The sequence below is a fragment of the Trinickia sp. genome (genome assembly GCF_051953405.1).
Classification (GTDB): domain Bacteria; phylum Pseudomonadota; class Gammaproteobacteria; order Burkholderiales; family Burkholderiaceae; genus Trinickia.
Genome location: NZ_JBQCIV010000024.1, coordinates 1 through 17,655, shown reverse-complemented (window position 1 = coordinate 17,655; position 17,655 = coordinate 1). Strand labels below are relative to the sequence as shown.

Annotated in this window: 18 protein-coding genes, 1 tRNA gene, 1 pseudogene and 1 riboswitch; of the genes and pseudogenes, 8 read left to right on the top strand and 12 right to left on the bottom strand. The window is 62.4% G+C overall.

Features of this window, described 5'->3' with window-relative positions; genetic code table 11:
• From ACTHN9_RS04470 to glyA, 6 genes are all read right to left on the bottom strand, one after another.
• Positions 1–707 (bottom strand): pilus assembly PilX family protein (locus ACTHN9_RS04470; protein ID WP_440535544.1); only part of this gene is annotated, 707 nt, incomplete at its 3' end.
• On the bottom strand, positions 704–1,537 hold the full coding sequence (locus tag ACTHN9_RS04465; protein WP_440535543.1) for a PilW family protein: 834 nt from the start codon (positions 1,535–1,537) through the stop codon (positions 704–706). The genes ACTHN9_RS04465 and ACTHN9_RS04470, both read right to left, overlap by 4 nt.
• A complete protein-coding gene (locus ACTHN9_RS04460; RefSeq protein ID WP_440535542.1) occupies positions 1,534–1,980 on the bottom strand; it encodes a type IV pilus modification PilV family protein in 447 nt (148 codons plus the stop codon). The genes ACTHN9_RS04465 and ACTHN9_RS04460 overlap by 4 nt, the downstream gene beginning before the upstream one ends.
• On the bottom strand, positions 1,977–2,588 hold the full coding sequence (locus ACTHN9_RS04455) for a GspH/FimT family pseudopilin (protein WP_440535541.1): 612 nt from the start codon (positions 2,586–2,588) through the stop codon (positions 1,977–1,979). The genes ACTHN9_RS04460 and ACTHN9_RS04455 overlap by 4 nt, the downstream gene beginning before the upstream one ends.
• 402 nt (positions 2,589–2,990) lie before the next feature.
• Positions 2,991–3,473, bottom strand: coding sequence for a transcriptional regulator NrdR (nrdR, locus tag ACTHN9_RS04450; protein WP_440535540.1), 483 nt, complete (start codon positions 3,471–3,473; stop codon positions 2,991–2,993).
• A gap of 6 nt (positions 3,474–3,479) precedes the next feature.
• Positions 3,480–4,727: a serine hydroxymethyltransferase gene (gene glyA, locus ACTHN9_RS04445; RefSeq protein WP_440535539.1), complete on the bottom strand. Its 1,248-nt coding sequence runs from the start codon at positions 4,725–4,727 to the stop codon at positions 3,480–3,482.
• A 158-nt stretch (positions 4,728–4,885) separates the two neighbouring features.
• A riboswitch (ZMP/ZTP riboswitch) is annotated at positions 4,886–4,985 on the bottom strand.
• A gap of 111 nt (positions 4,986–5,096) precedes the next feature.
• Here glyA and ybgC point away from each other — a divergent pair.
• From ybgC to ACTHN9_RS04405, 8 genes are all read left to right on the top strand, one after another.
• Positions 5,097–5,567, top strand: a complete 471-nt coding sequence (gene ybgC / locus ACTHN9_RS04440; RefSeq protein ID WP_440535538.1) for a tol-pal system-associated acyl-CoA thioesterase — start codon at positions 5,097–5,099, stop codon at positions 5,565–5,567.
• A 155-nt stretch (positions 5,568–5,722) separates the two neighbouring features.
• Positions 5,723–6,400: a protein TolQ gene (tolQ, locus tag ACTHN9_RS04435; protein ID WP_440535537.1), complete on the top strand. Its 678-nt coding sequence runs from the start codon at positions 5,723–5,725 to the stop codon at positions 6,398–6,400.
• A 10-nt stretch (positions 6,401–6,410) separates the two neighbouring features.
• On the top strand, positions 6,411–6,860 hold the full coding sequence (gene tolR, locus ACTHN9_RS04430) for a protein TolR (protein WP_440535536.1): 450 nt from the start codon (positions 6,411–6,413) through the stop codon (positions 6,858–6,860).
• Positions 6,857–7,864, top strand: a complete 1,008-nt coding sequence (gene tolA, locus ACTHN9_RS04425; RefSeq protein WP_440535535.1) for a cell envelope integrity protein TolA — start codon at positions 6,857–6,859, stop codon at positions 7,862–7,864. The genes tolR and tolA overlap by 4 nt, the downstream gene beginning before the upstream one ends.
• 112 nt (positions 7,865–7,976) lie before the next feature.
• Complete coding sequence (tolB, locus tag ACTHN9_RS04420; protein ID WP_440535534.1) at positions 7,977–9,269, top strand: Tol-Pal system beta propeller repeat protein TolB; 1,293 nt, start codon at positions 7,977–7,979, stop codon at positions 9,267–9,269.
• Between the two features lie 19 nt (positions 9,270–9,288).
• A complete protein-coding gene (gene pal, locus ACTHN9_RS04415; protein ID WP_440535533.1) occupies positions 9,289–9,792 on the top strand; it encodes a peptidoglycan-associated lipoprotein Pal in 504 nt (167 codons plus the stop codon).
• Between the two features lie 22 nt (positions 9,793–9,814).
• Positions 9,815–10,564, top strand: a complete 750-nt coding sequence (gene ybgF, locus ACTHN9_RS04410) for a tol-pal system protein YbgF (RefSeq protein WP_440535532.1) — start codon at positions 9,815–9,817, stop codon at positions 10,562–10,564.
• Positions 10,565–10,635: 71 nt separating this feature from the next.
• A tRNA-Lys gene (locus ACTHN9_RS04405) sits at positions 10,636–10,711 on the top strand.
• Positions 10,712–10,963: 252 nt separating this feature from the next.
• Here the strand turns inward: ACTHN9_RS04405 and ACTHN9_RS04400 are convergent.
• The 6 genes and pseudogenes from ACTHN9_RS04400 to ACTHN9_RS04375 form a co-directional block, all read right to left on the bottom strand.
• Positions 10,964–11,626, bottom strand: coding sequence for a hypothetical protein (locus ACTHN9_RS04400; protein WP_440535531.1), 663 nt, complete (start codon positions 11,624–11,626; stop codon positions 10,964–10,966).
• Positions 11,627–11,632: 6 nt separating this feature from the next.
• On the bottom strand, positions 11,633–13,177 hold the full coding sequence (locus tag ACTHN9_RS04395) for a hypothetical protein (protein ID WP_440535530.1): 1,545 nt from the start codon (positions 13,175–13,177) through the stop codon (positions 11,633–11,635).
• A 246-nt stretch (positions 13,178–13,423) separates the two neighbouring features.
• A complete protein-coding gene (locus tag ACTHN9_RS04390; RefSeq protein WP_440535529.1) occupies positions 13,424–13,786 on the bottom strand; it encodes a hypothetical protein in 363 nt (120 codons plus the stop codon).
• Positions 13,787–13,799: 13 nt separating this feature from the next.
• Positions 13,800–14,318: pseudogene (locus ACTHN9_RS04385) on the bottom strand (RHS repeat-associated core domain-containing protein); the annotation flags it as partial.
• Positions 14,319–14,365: 47 nt separating this feature from the next.
• A complete protein-coding gene (locus tag ACTHN9_RS04380) occupies positions 14,366–14,968 on the bottom strand; it encodes an imm11 family protein (protein WP_440535528.1) in 603 nt (200 codons plus the stop codon).
• Positions 14,965–17,655 (bottom strand): RHS repeat-associated core domain-containing protein (locus ACTHN9_RS04375; protein ID WP_440535527.1); only part of this gene is annotated, 2,691 nt, incomplete at its 5' end. The genes ACTHN9_RS04380 and ACTHN9_RS04375, both read right to left, overlap by 4 nt.

Here is a 17,655-nt window from a genome sequence, read left to right as displayed (position 1 = left end):
TTGTCGATCTTGTCGATCTTGTCGATCTTGTCGAACTTGTCGATCTTGTCGATCATGTCGATCTTGTCGATCCGCTCGCGCCGGTTCGCCGACGGCGCCGCCGCGATGCGGCGCCAAGCGCGTCGCTCGCCGCCCGCCTCGTCGACGATCGTCAATTGAAGCCAAGCTTGCACCGATGCGACAGCACCGAAGCCACGCGCGGTGATCCGATACGCACGCGCATCGGGGTTGCCTTCGACAACCGCCGCCTCGACGACACACTGCGGCACGCGGGCGGATCCTGGCCAGGAAGCCACCGGCTCGTGGACCGCGGGGCCTTCGAACGTTTGAACCCGCCTCCATTGCTCCGGCTGCCCAAGCGATGCCGACAGCACGGGCACCACGCCCGCTCGCAAATCGCGCGCGCATAATGCGAGCGCGCCGTCCGCGGCATGCGTCGCCCGCAGATGCTCGTGCACGTTGGCGCTATAGCGCCGATCGGCAAGCGCGGCTTCGAGCCAGGCGGCCGACGTGGTCAACATCATCGCGGCGATCGCCAGGGCGCTCGGCAACACCATGCCCTGCTGCCGGGCAAGAGGATGCACGTCAAGCCAAGGGCGGCGCCGAGCGTGGGCGGCCGATTCGACCGCGAGCCCCTCGCCGTTGCGGCGCGAAGCGACGGCTATGAGGCGCCGCGATTCCCGCCCGGCCGCGGCATCGGCGGTCATGGCGCCCCCCCGCGCGAATTGCGCAGCGCGACGTGTCGAGAGATCGCCAATCTGCGCCGCCCATCCTGCGTTGAAACCTGCCTCCCGTCGCAGTCGACGAACGCGGATGCGCCCGATGCGCGCTGCGCCCGCACGAGCACGCACAGATCGACGGCCACCACCTCGGCCCACTGGGCCGGCCCCAAGCCTTGGGCACGGATGGGCTCGGCGGCACCGCGCAGCCAGTAGTGCAGTTCCATGCGTTCGATGCCCTCGACGATAGGCTGCGGCCACTGGCGACCGTTGCCGATGCAATAGAGTTCGGGCTCGACGCGCCGGGTGGGCCATGCGACGTAAAACCCGTTGACGACGACCGCATGCCGGCCACCGCCGGCCACGCCTTGTCCGAGGCAATCCGTCGGCTCGCCCGACGCCCCGCGCCAGGTCGCCACGGCGTCGTCTGCATAGCGGACGATCACCGCATCGGAACCGGCGCCGTCCGCAAACCGACTCTCGCAGCCCAATTCATCGGCCATTTCGCGCACGGCGGCCCTTGCCGATCGACAACCGAAAATGCCGGGCGTCACCCGTGAGCGAAGCGCCGGTTGATCGAGCGGGGCGTAGCCGGCCATTTGGATCTGCTGACCGACGAGCGTCAGCGCCACGTCGCCGGCTTCGCGCATCTTCGCCGCATCGAGCGCACGCTCGAACGATTCGCGCTGCGCACGATAGAGCGATAAGGCGCCGGCGAGCACGACGAGCCCAAGCGCCGCCGCGATCAACCATTCGAGCAGCATGTGTCCGGCTTGCTTTCTCGATCGATCGACGCGCGCGATGCGAGCGATCGTCATGCGCCGCCGCTCGCGAAAGGCAGTGCGATGCAACGGACCGGTTCGCTGGCCGGCGCGGCTAGGCACGGTTCGGCATCCGGCGATTGCGCCCGCTCGGGCTCGCCGGGCGAGCGGGCCCAATGAACGATGGCGGCGCCTACATCGCCCGTTTCATCGGTTAGCGATAGGCGTGCACCGGGTAGCGCCGCCGCGCCCGATGCGCGTAGCCGGGCGAGCACGGGCACCGCCGATTCCGGCGCACGCATCGCTTCCGCGACCGAAGCGGCGATCCAAAACGCTTGCTGGCGCATCGCAAGCGTATCGGTGTCGCGCAACGCCGCTAGCTGCACGGCGGCCAAGCCGAGCAGCGACACGCCTAGCAAGGACACCGCCACCAGCACTTCGAGCAAGGAAGCCCCGGCGCATCGGCGGACACGAAGGGGATTGACGCGCGCCGCGTTCATGTTTTATCCCGTTTGCCGCAGCCGCCGCGTTCGAGCCTCGGCCGCCCGCCTGCCGCAATGCGTAGGCATCGGCGCAAGCGATCGCCTTGCGCACCGGCTGGGCTGGCCACCGCCGCGATTTCGAAATGGCTGAAGCCGCCGATCACCTGCCCAGCCGGCGGCGTGAATTCGACCCGCGCCGCCGTGGCGGAGATCGCCACACCTGGGACTTGCGGATACATCCGCAGCGCGGCGTAACGATGTCGCTGCAGCGCCGGACCGACATGCTCGGGTTCGACGAGTATCCCCCAACCGCACGACCACCCCCACGCGCCAAGCGCGCAACCCTGGCTTGCCGGCACGCAGCGAGCCGCACCCGCAACGGGGCAGACGGCGACGCGGCTGCCGCGGGCCAGCGCCTCGCCACGTGCGAAGGTCAAACTGGCGAGCAGCGCGCGCGCCGCTCGGTCGACCCGATCGCGCGCATGCCATTCGGCAAAGATCGGGGCCGCCACTGCCGCCGCCCCCGCCGCGAGCACGATGACGATCAGCAGCTCGACGAGCGAAAAACCGCCCCAATGCAATGGGGCGCACCGCCCCGCACGAGCGCGCCCGGATACGCCTTGCATGACGGGTCCCTCCTGTCTTCGACACGCTGTCCAATCTAACGGGGGCGCGTTGGCCGCGCCATCGTCCGATCGGCCAACGATGCATCCGGTCCGGCCAAAGGCGATCCGCGCAACCGCACTATCCGAGTCGACTCGGGGAGACGGGGTTTAGCGGGAAGCGGGACGAAAGCGGGACGAAAGCGGGACGGAAACGGGAGAGAAACGGGGAACGGCAAGCGCCGCGCACAGAAGGGAAAACGGGAAAACGAGACGGTCAGAGGACTCGACCGCCGCTGCCATGGCAACGTCGAGCACGTCGTCGTTCCAACAGCAGCAGGCCCACCGATCGGAAGAGGAAAGAAGCAGAAGCGAGCAACGCGATCGGAGCGGAACGATCGGACCGAATCGCTCCTAACCCAGCGATCAGCGCTTGCGGGTGGCGGGCTTGTCTTGCTTGGGCCGGCGAAATTCCTCGATCACGTCCTCGAATTCGGACACGTCTTCGAAACGCCGGTACACGGACGCAAACCGCACATAGGCGATCTTATCGAGCGCCAGCAATTCGTTCATCACGAGTTCGCCCAGCCGCTCGCTGCGAACTTCGCGCTCGCCGCTGCCGAGCAACTGGTATTCGATTCGAGCGACGGCCGCATCGATCGCCTCGGCCGACACCGGGCGCTTGCGCAGCGCCAGGCGCATGCTGGCGGCGATCTTGCGGCGGTCGAACTCGCTGCGGCTGCCGTCCTTCTTGACCACCGCCGGCAGCGTCAGCTCAACCCGCTCGTACGTCGTGAAACGCTTGTCGCAGGATGGGCAGCGGCGGCGGCGCCGGATCGCGGCGCCGTCCTCCGATACGCGCGAATCGACCACTTGCGTATCTTCGTGCCGGCAGAAGGGGCAGCGCATGGCCGATCAGCGATAAACGGGGAACCGCTTCGTGAGTTCGGCCACCTGTGCACGCACGCGCTCGATCGTCGCGGCGTCTTCCGGGTGCTCGAGCACGTCGGCGATCAGGTTGCCCACTTGCTCGGCTTCCTTCGGACCGAAGCCGCGCGTCGTCATCGCCGGCGAGCCCAGACGGACACCGCTCGTCACGAACGGCTTTTCCGGATCGTTCGGGATCGCGTTCTTGTTGACGGTGATGTGGGCCGCGCCCAGCGCCGCCTCAGCAGCCTTGCCGGTGATCTTCTTGGCACGCAGATCCACCAGCATGACGTGGCTTTCCGTGCGGCCCGACACGATACGCAAACCGCGCGCGACGAGCGTTTCCGCGAGGACGCGCGCGTTTTCCACCACGTGCTGCTGATACGTCTTGAACTCGGGCGACGCGGCTTCCTTGAACGCCACGGCCTTGCCGGCGATGACGTGCATGAGCGGGCCGCCTTGGATACCCGGGAAAATCGCCGAATTGATTTGCTTTTCGAACTCGGCCTTCATCAAGATCACGCCGCCACGCGGGCCGCGCAGGCTCTTGTGCGTCGTCGTGGTCACGAAATCGGCATGCGGTACCGGGTTCGGGTAGACGCCGGCGGCGATCAGGCCGGCGTAGTGGGCCATATCGACCATCAAATACGCACCGACCGACTTGGCGATCTTCGAAAGCCGCTCGAAATCGATCTTCAGCGCGAACGCCGACGCGCCGGCCACGATCAGCTTCGGCTTGTGCTCTTGGGCCAGCTTTTCAGCGGCTTCGTAATCGATGTCTTCCGCCGCGTTCAGGCCGTAGCTGACGACGTTGAACCATTTGCCCGACATATTCACGGGCGAACCGTGCGTGAGGTGGCCGCCTTCGGCGAGGCTCATGCCCATGATCGTGTCGCCCGGCTTGAGCATGGCGAAGAACACGCCCTGATTCGCTTGCGAACCGGAATTGGGCTGCACGTTCGCGGCCTCGGCGCCGAACAGCGCTTTCACGCGATCGATCGCCAACTGCTCGACGACGTCGACGTATTCGCAGCCGCCGTAATAGCGCTTGCCGGGATAGCCCTCGGCGTATTTGTTCGTCAGTTGCGAGCCTTGCGCGGCCATCACGGCCGGGCTCGTGTAGTTTTCCGACGCGATGAGCTCGATATGCTCTTCCTGGCGGCGGTTTTCCTGCTGGATGGCGTTCCAGATCTCAGGATCGACGTTGGCGATGGTGCTTTGGGCTCTGTCAAACATACGCGTTCCGTTAAGGGTGGTCAGGTTGGCCGAATCGTGCGCGGGATACGTACCGGACGTACGCTTGCGCGGCTGGCGGAAGGCCAGCCCGGGCGTGGCGGATGAACCGTTACGCGGGCGAGACAACCGCGGGCGACGCAAACGACGGCGCACCAACACTCGGCTGCCCAGGCGAACGGCAAAACGGCACCCTGCGCTTCACGGTGGGCTGCTCCACCTTGACCCCGAAGGGTTTTATCGCCAGTCACGCAGGGATGAGCGCGATAGTGTATGTGAAGCGCATCCAATAGGCAATTAGGTGGGCGCGCGCCTAGCCCGGGCCGCATGCAATTTCGAGACCAGCCGCCACATCCGGTAAAATGCCGGGCCATGAACCAGCCAACCAGCCATCGCGGCACGCAATTCAGCTTCGATTGGCCGATCCGCGTCTACTACGAAGATACCGATGCGGGCGGCATCGTCTTTTTCGCGAACTATCTCAAGTTCTTCGAGCGGGCACGCACCGAATGGCTTCGGGCATGCGGCGTCGACCAGCGCAAGCTGGCAGAAGAAAACCGCATCGTCTTTGTCGTCAGCGAAACGGCCGTGCAATACCGCACGCCGGCGCGGCTCGACGATAGGTTGACGATCTCGAGCCGCATCGAACGTCTGGGCAAGGCAAGCGTCGAGTTCGTCCAGGAAGCATGGCGCGGCGATACCCTGCTCGCGGCCGGCACGATTCGCGTCGGCTGCGTCGAACTCGCCACGCTCAAGCCTACTGCCCTGCCAGGCGCGGTATGCGACGGGCTGCGCCGCGATCCGCATTCATTTCGTGAGGGCGTGTCAACGGCAAACGCCTAATTTCCGTTGAGGACTACGTCAATGAACTAGTATCGTGCCGGTCGATACCAAGCGGGGTTCCGCCTTGATGCGACAAGGCTTTCAAGCGGCCGACTAATACCCTTTGCGCAGCTTGCAGCCACCCTCGCAGTGCTGACGCAAAAGCATACTTTTTTATGAACAACGCACAAGATTTGTCGATCGTAACTCTCGTCCTCAACGCGAGCGTGCTCGCGCAAGCGGTGATGGGGCTGCTGCTCCTGTTGTCGCTGATGTCGTGGACGTTCATCTTCCGCAAGTGGTTTGCCATCCGGCGCGCGCGGGCGCAAACTGAGCAATTCGAGCGCGATTTCTGGTCGGGCGGCGATTTGCAGGCGCTCTACCAAAGCGCCGCCAACAATCGCCACACGATCGGCGGGCTCGAACGGATTTTCGAGTCGGGCATGCGTGAATTCTTGAAAGGCAAAGAACGCCGGATCAACGATCCGGGCGCGATTCTCGACGGTGCGCGCCGCGCCATGCGCGCCGCCTTCCAGCGCGAAATGGACGTGCTCGAGGCCAACCTCGCCTTCCTCGCGTCGGTGGGCTCCGTGAGTCCTTATATCGGTCTGTTCGGCACGGTGTGGGGGATCATGAACGCGTTCCGCGGCCTGGCAAACGTTCAACAGGCTACCCTTGCCAACGTCGCGCCCGGCATCGCCGAGGCCCTGACGGCCACGGCCATCGGCCTGTTCGCGGCGATTCCCGCCGTGGTCGCCTACAACCGCTACGCGCACGACATCGATCGCCTCGCGATCCGCTTCGAAACGTTCATCGAAGAGTTCTCGAACATCTTGCAGCGCCAGGCGCATTAAGGAGTACGCGATGGCCGGTTCCACCAACCGATCCAGCATGCGCGGCGGCCGCTCGCGCCGCGCGATGGCCGACATCAACGTCGTGCCGTACATCGACGTGATGCTGGTGCTGCTCGTCATCTTCATGGTGACGGCGCCGCTCGTCGCGCCTTCGATCGTGAATCTGCCCACGGTCGGCGGCGCCGCACCCCAACAGCAAACGCCGCCTGTCGTGGTCAACATTCGCGCCGACGGGAAGATGACGGTTCGTTACAAGGACGATTCCGGCAGCTCCGAAGAGCAGCAAATGACGCGCGCCGACCTGGCGAGCTTCGTGACGGAGCGTGAAGTGTCGCATCCGGATCAACCGGTCGTGATTGCCGCCGACAAAACCGTGCAATACGACGCGGTCATGAACGTCATGTCCGACCTGAAGGCGCGCGGCGTGAAGCGCGTGGGCCTGCTCGTCAAATCGCAATGAACCCCAAGAAGTCCGTCTATCCGCTGCAACCGCCTCGCGAGCGCGGCACCTGGCGCGCATTCGCGCTCGCGCTCGTGATGCACGTGCTGCTCGGGCTGTTCCTCTATCACGGCATTCATTGGCAGAACAGCACGCCGGCCGGCGCCGAAGCCGAGCTGTGGACCGACGTCAATCCGACGCCCACGCAGCCGCCCCCTCCCCCGGCCCCGCCGGTGCGCGTGCAGCCGGCGCCGCCCGTCGATCAAGAACAAGCCGACATCGCGCTGCAGGAAAAGAAGCGCAAGGAGCAAGAAGCGCAGCGCGCCGCCCAGCTCGCGGAGGAGCAGCGGCAAAAGGCGTTGCAGGAACAACAAGAGCAAGCTCGCCAGGCTGCGCAACTCGCGGCGCAAAAGGCGGCACAAAAGGCCGCGGCGGACAAGCTCAAGCAACAGCAAGCGCAAGCGGAGAAGCTGCGCGAGCAGCAGCAGGAACAGCAAAAGCAAGCCGAGCTGAAGAAGCAGCAGGAGCAAGAAAAGCAGGCGCAACTGAAGCAGCAACAGCTCGAGGCCAAGCAAAAGGCCGACGCGGAAAAAGCCGCGAAAGCCAAGGCGCTGGCGCAGCAGCAGGCAAAGCAAAAAGCGCAGCTCGAACAAGAACGGCGCGCGCGGCTCGCGCAGTTGCAGGGGCTGGCGGGTCAAAGCTCGGGCGGCAACGGTCTCGCCAAGAGCGGCACGGGCAGCGGCTCGGGCGGCACGGCAGCCTCGCCCGGCTACTCCGACAAGGTGCGCCGGCGCGTGCGTCCGAACATCATTTGGGCCGGTGAAACCGCGGGATTGGAAACGGTCGTTTCGGTCCACTGCGCGCCGGACGGCCAGTTGTTGTCGGCGTCGATCCAAAAGGGCAGCGGCAACGCGCAATGGGATCAGGCCGCGCTCAACGCCGTGAACGCGTCGAATCCGATGCCGCTCGATATCAACGGGAAAGCGCCATCGTCGTTCTTGATCACCCTACGCCCGGCGGGCTGACCGAGCGTACGGATGCGGGCCTCGACGATCGAAGTCCCCGCTCAGGAACGATTCCTGCATTACGTAGTCTCTTTGCTGTCGTGCCATTTTTTCGTTTTTTGGGATTTTCAGCATGAGTTTGATGACGAAGCTAGGGTTGAGGACATTGTTGGCGTCATGCCTGATCGCGTCGGCCGGTGCGGCGCACGCTCAGCTCAACGTTCTCGTGACGGGCGTCGGCTCGACGCAGTACCCCATCGCAACGGCGAACTTCGCGGGCGAAACGGGCGCACCGCAATCCGTCAGCGAAATCGTGCGTCAGGACTTGCAGCACAGCGGCAAATTCTCGCTCGTCGATGCCGGTTCCACGCCCATTTCCGAAACCGATTCCGTGGATTTGGGCACCTGGAAAGCCAAGGGTGCCAATGCGTTCGTCGCCGGTAGCGTGCAGCGCACGGCCAACGGTCAGTACGACGTACGTTTCAGGCTGTACGACACGGTCAAGGGGCAAAGCCTCGGCGGCCTGTCGTTCACGACGCCCGCGGACAGCCTGCGACTGACGGCGCACAAGATCGCCGATTACATCTACGCGAAACTGCTCGGCTCGCGCGGCGTGTTCGCCACGCGGCTGTCGTACGTCGTCAAGGTGGGCAACCGCTATCAGTTGCAGATTTCGGACTCGGACGGCCAAGATGCGCACGTCGCCCTGTCGAGCCCCGAGCCGATCATCTCGCCGGCTTGGTCGCCCGACGGCACGAAGGTGGCCTACGTCTCGTTCGAAAAGCGTAAGCCGATCGTCTACATCCACGATCTGCCGACTGGGCACCGCGTCGTCATCTCCGATCAGAAGGGCAGCAACAGCGCGCCGACCTGGTCGCCGGACGGCCGCACCGTGGCTGTTGCGCTCACGCTCACGGGCAATACGCAGATCTACGCCGTGAACGCGAACGGCGGCGGCTTGCGGCGCTTGTCGCATAGCACGTCGATCGACACCGAGCCGTTTTACTCTCCCGATGGCCAGTGGATCTATTTCACGAGCGACCGAGGCGGCCAGCCGCAGATCTACAAGATGCCCGCGCAGGGCGAAAGCGCCGGCGCCGCGCAGCGCGTGACGTTCACGGGCAACTACAACACGAGCCCGCGCGTGAGCCCGGACGGCAAGGAACTCGCCTATATTTCGCGCGTGGGCGGTGCATTCAAGCTCTACATTCAGGACCTGGAGACCGGCGTCGCGACGGCGCTGACCGATACGACACATGACGAATCGCCGAGCTTCGCGGCGAATGGTCAGTACATTCTTTACGCCACTCAGGTGAACGGCCGTGGCGTGCTGGCTGCTGTTTCGACCGATGGTCGGACGCGGCAGATTCTGTCCGTTCGGGGCGGCACCGTGACAGAGCCGTCTTGGGGTCCCTTTATGCAATGACACACAAGGAGAGCAAGAAATGATGTCCAAACTTCGTATCGCATTTGCCTTGGCGCTCGTAGGCGCGCTGGCCGCTTGCCATTCGGGCACGAAGCTGAACGAAAACCCGACGCAAGGCGCGGTCACGACGCAGCCGAGTTCGAATGCGGTCGCACCGGTCACGGTCGACGAGCTGAACAACCCGAACAGCCCGCTGGCCAAGCGCAGCGTGTACTTCGACTTCGACAAGTACGACGTCTCGAGCCAGTACACTTCGCTGCTGCAAGCGCACGCTCAGTACCTGCAAGCGCACCCGCAACGCCACATCCTGATCCAAGGCAACACGGATGAGCGCGGTACGGCCGAGTACAACCTGGCGCTGGGCCAAAAGCGTGCGCAAGCCGTGCTGCAAGCGCTCGAAGCCGACGGCGTGCCGGCCTCGCAAATGGAAGCCGTGAGCCTCGGCAAGGAAAAGCCGATGGCGCAAGGTCACGATGAAGCCTCGTGGGCGCAAAACCGCCGCGCGGATATCATCTATCAGTAATTCGTAACGGGTGACAACGCGTATGACGCACCGTTTCTCCTGGCTGCGCGGTATCGCAGCCGCCTGTGTGGCCGCCTCCGCGCTCGTCGCGGGGCCGGCGCATGCCGGTCTGTTCGACGACGACCAAGCGCGCCAAGCGATTCTCGACTTGCGCGCGAAGACGGATAACCTCACGAGTCAACTGTCGGCGGCACAGCGCTCCTTGATCGATCAGCAGGGGCGCCTCGATCAGCTCAATCAGCAGATCGCCACGCTGCGGGGGCAAAACGAGGATCTGGCGAACCAGGTCGCCACGTTGCAGAAGCAGCAAAAGGACTACTACACCGATCTGGACGGCCGGCTCAAGAAGTTGGAGCCGCAGACCCAAACGGTGGACGGGGTCCAAGGCACGGTGCAGCCCGGTGAAACGGAGGCGTTCAACGCGGCGTCGCAGCAGTTTCGAAGCGGCGACTTCAAAGGCGCAGCATCGTCATTTCGCAGCTTCATCGCCAAGTATCCGCAGAGCCCCTATCAGCCGACGGCGCAATACTGGCTCGGCAACGCGCTGTATGCACTGCACGACTACAAGGGTTCGACGGCCATCTGGCAAGGCATCGTGAAGAACTACCCGCAGCATCCGCGTGCACCGGAGGCGCTGCTGGCGATCGCGAATAACCAACTGGAGCAGGGGCAAAAGGCTGCGGCTCGCAGGACGTTGCAGGAGATCGTCTCGCAGTACGGCGGGTCCGACGTCGCGCAGGCAGCACAGCAAAAGCTCTCGCAAACGAAGTAATCGGCGGGGCGCGGCTTGCGTGGGCTCGAAGTTGACGAGCCTGGTGCGGGCCGCTATAATCTCGCCTCTTCGGGTCGTTAGCTCAGTTGGTAGAGCAGCGGACTTTTAATCCGTTGGTCACGTGTTCGAGTCACGTACGGCCTACCAAGAAATTCAAAGGGTTACAGCGCTTCTGGCGCTGTAACCCTTTGTCGTTTCTGGTTGCATGTAGGCACCGTGCAGGCATTTCGGATCAGCATCAATCCATGCCGATCCATGTCGTCGATCTGGATGAACTGTGTTGGGGATGCGCCATCTTCTGTTGCGGCCACCGACATTGATCCAGTTGTGCCGTACGGCGTCGATGACCGGAGAATCCTCCTCTATCAGCCGGCGCACCCGTCGAGCGTTCATCGTCAGTCATCTCTTTGCCGCTTCAGCTTTCTGCCGCGCCTCGAGCGTCGCTCGGCAGCGACCATATTCGCTCACGTACATTGCGATGCCCTCCAAGTTCTCCTGGTAAACATCGATCTGTTCATCGGTCAGAATGTTCGGCGTGCCGGGCCCGCCCTCCCGTGCACGCTCCGTCGCGACAAGCGTGAGCGCACTCATGGTGGCTGTAAAGTCAAACAGCAGTCTGCTCGTATGCCGTAGCTCTTCGGTAGCAGAAAGCGAGCCCTGTTGAGCGTCGGCGAAACGCCGCACCTGGCCAGCCAGCTCACGCACACGGTTGTGAAACGCCCAGAGCGAGTAATACGGGTCGCCGAACAATGCGCCCATGCGCTGCGGGTCGCGCGCTTCGAAAACGTGCGGCTCCTCGCGTGCGAAGAACGCTGCCTTATCCGGCGGAACCGGACGAATACGTCCGTCCAGCTCATTCAGAGAATCCACCGCTTCGGAAAGGCTCGTCTTGACCTTTTCCTCGCATGGCCGATACGCCCCCACCCCAAACGGATCGGCATCCGTTGGCTTGGCAAAAGTCGGGGGCGTTGTTGCCAGCGCCACGACGGCGACTACCGCCGTGAGGCAATGGCGGAATGTGTTCGCCTTCAGGCCGTCGTCCTTATCTAGCGCGGTATTCATGTGAAGCTACAGTCCCAAGCGATCCGGCCGCACGATCGTCGGACCGATAAACGCCAGCTTGCGCAACGACGAATTCGGCCCGTGCGGCTGCATGCGGAAGTGCGCACGGCGCCAATGGCCGCGCACCTCGCCATTCTCACCGTCAGCCGACGCCGAACGCGTCGCATCAGCATCGAGCACTGCCGGTCCGACGAGATATCGGTCATACAGCATCTCGATCTCAGCCAACCGCTCCGTGCGCCGACGCTTGCCCAACCCGCTCAGGTCACGCGAAGCGCCGGTATAGGCGCGGTCGTGTACGACATGCGCATCGCGCACCGTTAGATACAGCAACATCTTGATCACGTAATCGAGCACGGTTTCCCAGTATCGGCGCGTACCCGAGACGAACTCCTTGGTCGGGTCATCCGGTCGCCATGGTAAGTCCGGCGTGTTATCCAAAAAGCTCTTGATGGTCAGCTCCGCGTTTCCGACGGCGAATTCCAATAGCTCCAGCCGGATGCGTTGCTCGGCGCGAGCACCTAGGTACCCCCACGTTTGGAAGCCGAGCATGTCGACCATCACTCCGTCCACCTCCACACGACGATGAAAGAGCAGGATTGCGTCGACGCCGTTTTTGCGGCCCCACCAAGAAAGATCGGGAACGATGCACAGGGTATCGACGGGAAACCGGATCATGCCGAGCGGCACGTCATCGGCGATGTAAGCATCGTCGAGCAGCCGGTGCAGGGCAGGCGTTGGCTCATACAACGCGCCCTTGCTTGCGCTGAACGCCTGAAGGATAACGCTGCGCTGAGCATGGCCCATGTCATCCTCATCCCCGATGCAGGAGGCGTTACCTCGCGCCCACGCTGTCAGATATTGCGGGAAATGGTGCATCAGTTGGCGGAGCGGCTCGGACGTCAGTCGGTGCGAAAAATCTTTGCCCGACGGGCCCGCGGCATCTCGTACCGCCCGCCATGCTTCGATGGCTCCTGAGGCACGATACCGCACCGGGACGGGAAGTCGTTCATATAGCGGGTTATCCGCCTCGCGCGTCTTGTGCATCGCCAGTCGGATCAGCTTGGGCAGGGGATTCTGCTTGATCGTCACCATCGGCTCCGACTTGCCCGGGGCAAGCTCGATCAATGGCCGAGAGGCGCGGGATTCGATATATTCCTGCTCGAATGCGCGAGTGTACTCGACGTCGATTTCCATGACGCCTGGATGAGCGGCTGCAACGTCGTCCCATGCGAACTCGATCTCTAGCCCCGTACGCGACGACACGCCGAACCTGGACGGCCCCTGTGGCCCATCGGCGAGCCACTTGGCGAGACGGCCATTGACGGCATGCCAACTGTAGTCGGAAAGGCGAATCGCCTCCTCGTCGTTCAACTTCATGCTTCCGACGGCGACGCGCACAGAAACACCGGGCACGATTCCTGTACATCGGACAGCTTGGCCATCCAGATTCAGCGAACCCCACACAGCGAGGCAGAAGATCGATTGACTACTGCGATGGGCGCCACCGAACAACTTGGCCCGACCTCCCGCTTCGAAGCGGATGGTCAATTCACCATCTTTCGAGAGGGTGGCTAGCGGCAATGGTTCGTCTGAAATAGACTTCGCAGGTGAGGCTGAGCCGTGTCGGTTCATTTTTGAGAGTTTACATTCTGGAAAACAGTAAAGGGAATCTCCGAGCGCTTCTCCGTCAACTACATCAAGCGGCACATCGTCATCAGGCAAGCTTTCGACACCTCAACAACATGAACGAAGGGCCGCGTCTGCGGCCCTTCGTTCATGTGGAGTGCATTGCGGCTATAGAAGCGCAAACTTCGCCGGAGATTTACTAAAAATCTTTTTTAGATGTTCACACAGTTCCTCTGATGCGGGAGAGTCCATACTGATTCGGAACTCCGAAACACCGACGATAGCTGGATCGACTTCGAGCACAAACGATTTTGACTCTAGCCGCGCCGAAACAATCTCACTCGTCACGCTATCGCCGCTCTCACCGTACTCAATACTGATCGCCTCGTCATCATCCCCGCTGTCGAAGAGCGCTTGCGAGAGGATGAGGTACTTTTCTGGCTCATCGCCGGGCGTGTCTGCGAAGCTAACTACGCAAACATCGTCCTCGATGTAGGACACAACACTCTTTGCAGTAAATTCGAATTTCATTCGACACTCCAGATTAACAACCACCACCGCGCCAGCTCTTCTTTTTGACCACACCATCTTCTTCCCAGGTGTGGTGGATGGTAGCTCGGCTTTGCTCAGCCGCCGTACGCATCTTTCCTTGACACGACTTACATGGCGGATACTGGCCCTCGATGGTCATGACCTGCCCCGGCTCAAGCGCAATCTGACGAACAGCCCGCGCCTCAGTGTGGGTCGCTAGTGTTGATCGAGGAAAACCCAACGCCCTCTCTTCGGGAGTCATGTTTCCGCTGGCGAATGGTTGCGTATGGACCACTTCTCCCGACGCATCCGTCACCGTCACGTTCGCATAATGGGTACCCTTGCCCGATCCGAATTTCGCTAGCCCCCAAGGATCAACCCAGCCCGTAGGATTCGGCGCATACGCATACAGGTTCGATCCACCCGCCAACCCAATCGGATCCTGATTGATGAACCGCCCCACGTCCGGATCGTAATACCGAAACGTGTTGTAATGCAGCCCCGTCTCCCGATCCAGATACTGCCCCTGAAACATCGGTATCTCGTGCCCCGGCTCTTCCGGTTTATCACACCATGAATTTATGCCGAGACGGCTTCTAGTCGCACATTAAATTTCCGATCTCGCATTGCGTTTTCTAGTGACTCCGAAACTATCGGATCGATTAGCGCCACATTCTTAACAAAAAAGAAGTTCGCCTCATCAGTAGACTTCTCATCAATGACGACCTTTTGTATTCCTTTGACCATGAAGGTGTCAGCGCTCTCCCCACGCTCTAACCGCTGCAGGGCAAGTGTCTTGCCAGCATATTCCGAACGCCGATAGTCAAAGCACGGCAGGCGCCGATTCGCATGCACGAGCATGTAACGCTTTTCTGTAGCCTTGCCGCTTAAGTAGCATGTCTCTGCAGGCACCAGCCGCAAATCACTCTGATATTGTTTTAACAATACAGCCAACTCCTCAGACGCAAAAAAAGCTCCAGAGGTAGTAAGAAAGAAATCTGCCTTCAGCTTCCGAACGGCTTTATCCATCCTTACGGAGACGGCGCGGCCACCCACTTCGAGTCGGGCCCCTGCCTGGTAGTAGCCGGCGAGCGGAGGAATAAACGCCACATCACCATCAACGTAGCCGCTGTCGGGGTATTCATGTCGAAGTAGGAAATATCTCATCACTTTGATCTTCAAAGATTGCAACGCATCCCCTTCGGGCGAGGGTCGGTGCTTTGCAGCCGAAGATTGTCTGCCCCGAGACTCATCCGCATGCTGCGCTCAACCGCACCAATCTTGCGAAGCAACTGTTCATCTGTCGCAGTGGCCACGTTTCCGAGTTTCTGCTCCGATGCCAGCAGGCGTGTTCGTGCAGCATCATAGTAGGAGCCCAGATGACCACCGCTGTGGAGCGGCTTACCGGACGCTAGCGATTCTGCCGCACTCATCGGCAGCGCAGCGCCGTTGCTTGCACCATTCGGGTCGTAGATACCTCGATTGACAGCCTCCTGGATCAAATTAGAGCGGCCCGCCACATTCGTCGGAATCAAGTGATGCGCGGCATAGCCGCTCGGAACCGGATTGCCAGCCTTTGCCATCGCGGCAGCCAGCAATTGGCTAGGCGATAAACCGAGTGGGTCTGCCCACGCGAGCGGATTGGGTGCATATTGATGGAGATTTGCCCCTCCGTCGAGCCCAATCGGATCCTGATTGATGAACCGCCCCACGTCCGGATCGTAATACCGAAACGTGTTGTAATGCAGCCCCGTCTCCCGGTCGAGGTATTGACCTTGGTAGCGCAAATTCTGCGGCCGCGGCACCGGCGGCAACGGCTGCGGCGCCGGCTGCAATTTCCCCCACTCCGGCGCAGGCTCCGGCGGTGCGCGCCGTATCCACTCCTCCCGCACCGCGTTGCCCCACACCTTATACCGCGCCTGCCAGATCAGCTCGCCCTTGGCGTCGGTCATCTCCTCCGGCAGTCCCGACACATCCGTGTGGAAATAGTAAACCTTGCCCTGCCCCGCGCCATCGTTGGCCGCCGCCCTCGCGCTGTCGATCCGTGCCAGCGGCACATAACTCTCCGCTTCGTACAAGTACGTCAACGCCTCCTTGCCCTGCCGGTCATGGTACGTCTCCTCCACCAGACGCATGCCGTCCCACAGGAAGTCCGTACTCGCATAATCGCCATTGAGCTTGCGAATGCGCCGACCGAACGCGTCGTATTCGAAGTGCGTCCTCGAGACACTGCCCGGGGCCTTTGTCACCACCGTCCTCAGTTGATGCCAATCGTCGTACTCGAAGCTTTGCTCCTTCGTCACCCCACGCCCGCTCAACTTGCGCGATAACCGTCCGTACGCGTCATACTCGAAGCGCTTGTCTTCGAACATTTTCAGCCGGTTGTGCTCGACATAGCCGCCCGGGTGATCGCTCGATACCAGGTTTGCCGCCGCATCCCAGCGGAACACTTCCGACGGCAAGCCCGGCCCCGTCGCCTGCTCGATACGTCCCGTCGGATCGTAGCGATAAGACATCACGCCGTAACGCTGATCGCTTTTCTGGATCACGTCCCCAGCCGCGTCGTAGCGCCACTGCTTCGCCAGCAGCGCATCGTGCGAGACCCCTTGCTGCGCCGTATGCCGCGCACGCCGGCCTACGCTGTCGTAATCGAATCGGCTCGTCAGCTTGCCCTGCGTGCGCAATACCTCGCGATGCAACGCGTCCCGCTCGATGTCGGCCACGGCCGCGCCGTCGAACCGGATTTGGTGGACATGGCCCGAACCGTAGTGCAGCCAGTCGATCTTGCGCTCGCCCGAAATCGTCGTCGATACACGATTGCCCAGCTCATCGTACGTATGCGCGAGCCAACCGGTCGGCGTGTATTCCTCCACCACTTCGCCACGCGAGCCGTATTTCAATTTCACGCGGTTCTTCAGCGAAGGCTTGCCCGCCTCCATGAGGTACAGCTCGCCCGATGTGATCCGGCCCGCGCGGTCGTATAAATACGCAAACCGTTCGCGTGCCGTCTGCTTGGCGATCAGGCGCCCCAATACGTCTCGCTCGTATTGCGTTTCCAACTGCCCGTCCCGCACCGAGACGCCTTGCCCGCGAACATCGTACCCATACAGCCGCCGCCGGCCGTCCAACCCGACTTCCTCCGTCAACAAGTCGCGGCGATCGTAACGAAACCGATACGTTTCGCGATTCTCGTTCGTCAGCGTCGCCAGTCGGAACGCGTCGTCGTATCCGAACTTCACGATGCGATGGGCGGCATCGGTCCGCGACAGCAGCAAGCCACGTGGATTCAGTTCGTATCGCGTACTGCGCTGGTTCGGGTCGATGACCTCGACCAACCGTCCAGCCCCGTCGTACCGAAACGCCTGGCGAGCACCGTCAGCCGTCACGATCGACGTCACTCGCCCCATCGCATCGGCCTCGTAAGCCGTCTCCTTGCCCGCAGCATCCACGACGCGAGCCAGCGCTCCGCGTGCATCGTAGGCAAAGCGCGTCGTCTTGCCCGAGCAGTCGGTATACGCTGTCAGTTGCGCCCGAGCGTTCCACTCTAGGTGCTTATAGCCGCCCCGGGCATCGCGAATCGTATGCACCAAGCCGCGGTCGTCACGGTGATATTCGGTCGCAAAGCCTGCCGGGTCGCGCACCACCGTCAGATTGCCGCGCGGATCGTATCGATAAATCCAACGCGCGTTCGTCGGATCGGTCTCGCCAACAGGCAGGTCGTAAAAAGCGTTCCACTCCGTGCGCTCGATCTGCCCAAGCGCATCGATGCGCGCCGTTTGGCGGCCTCGTTCGTCATATTCGTACTTCGTAACCTGCCCGGCCGGGTCGGTCGTACTGACCAGTTGCCGCTTCGCGTTCCACTCGAAACG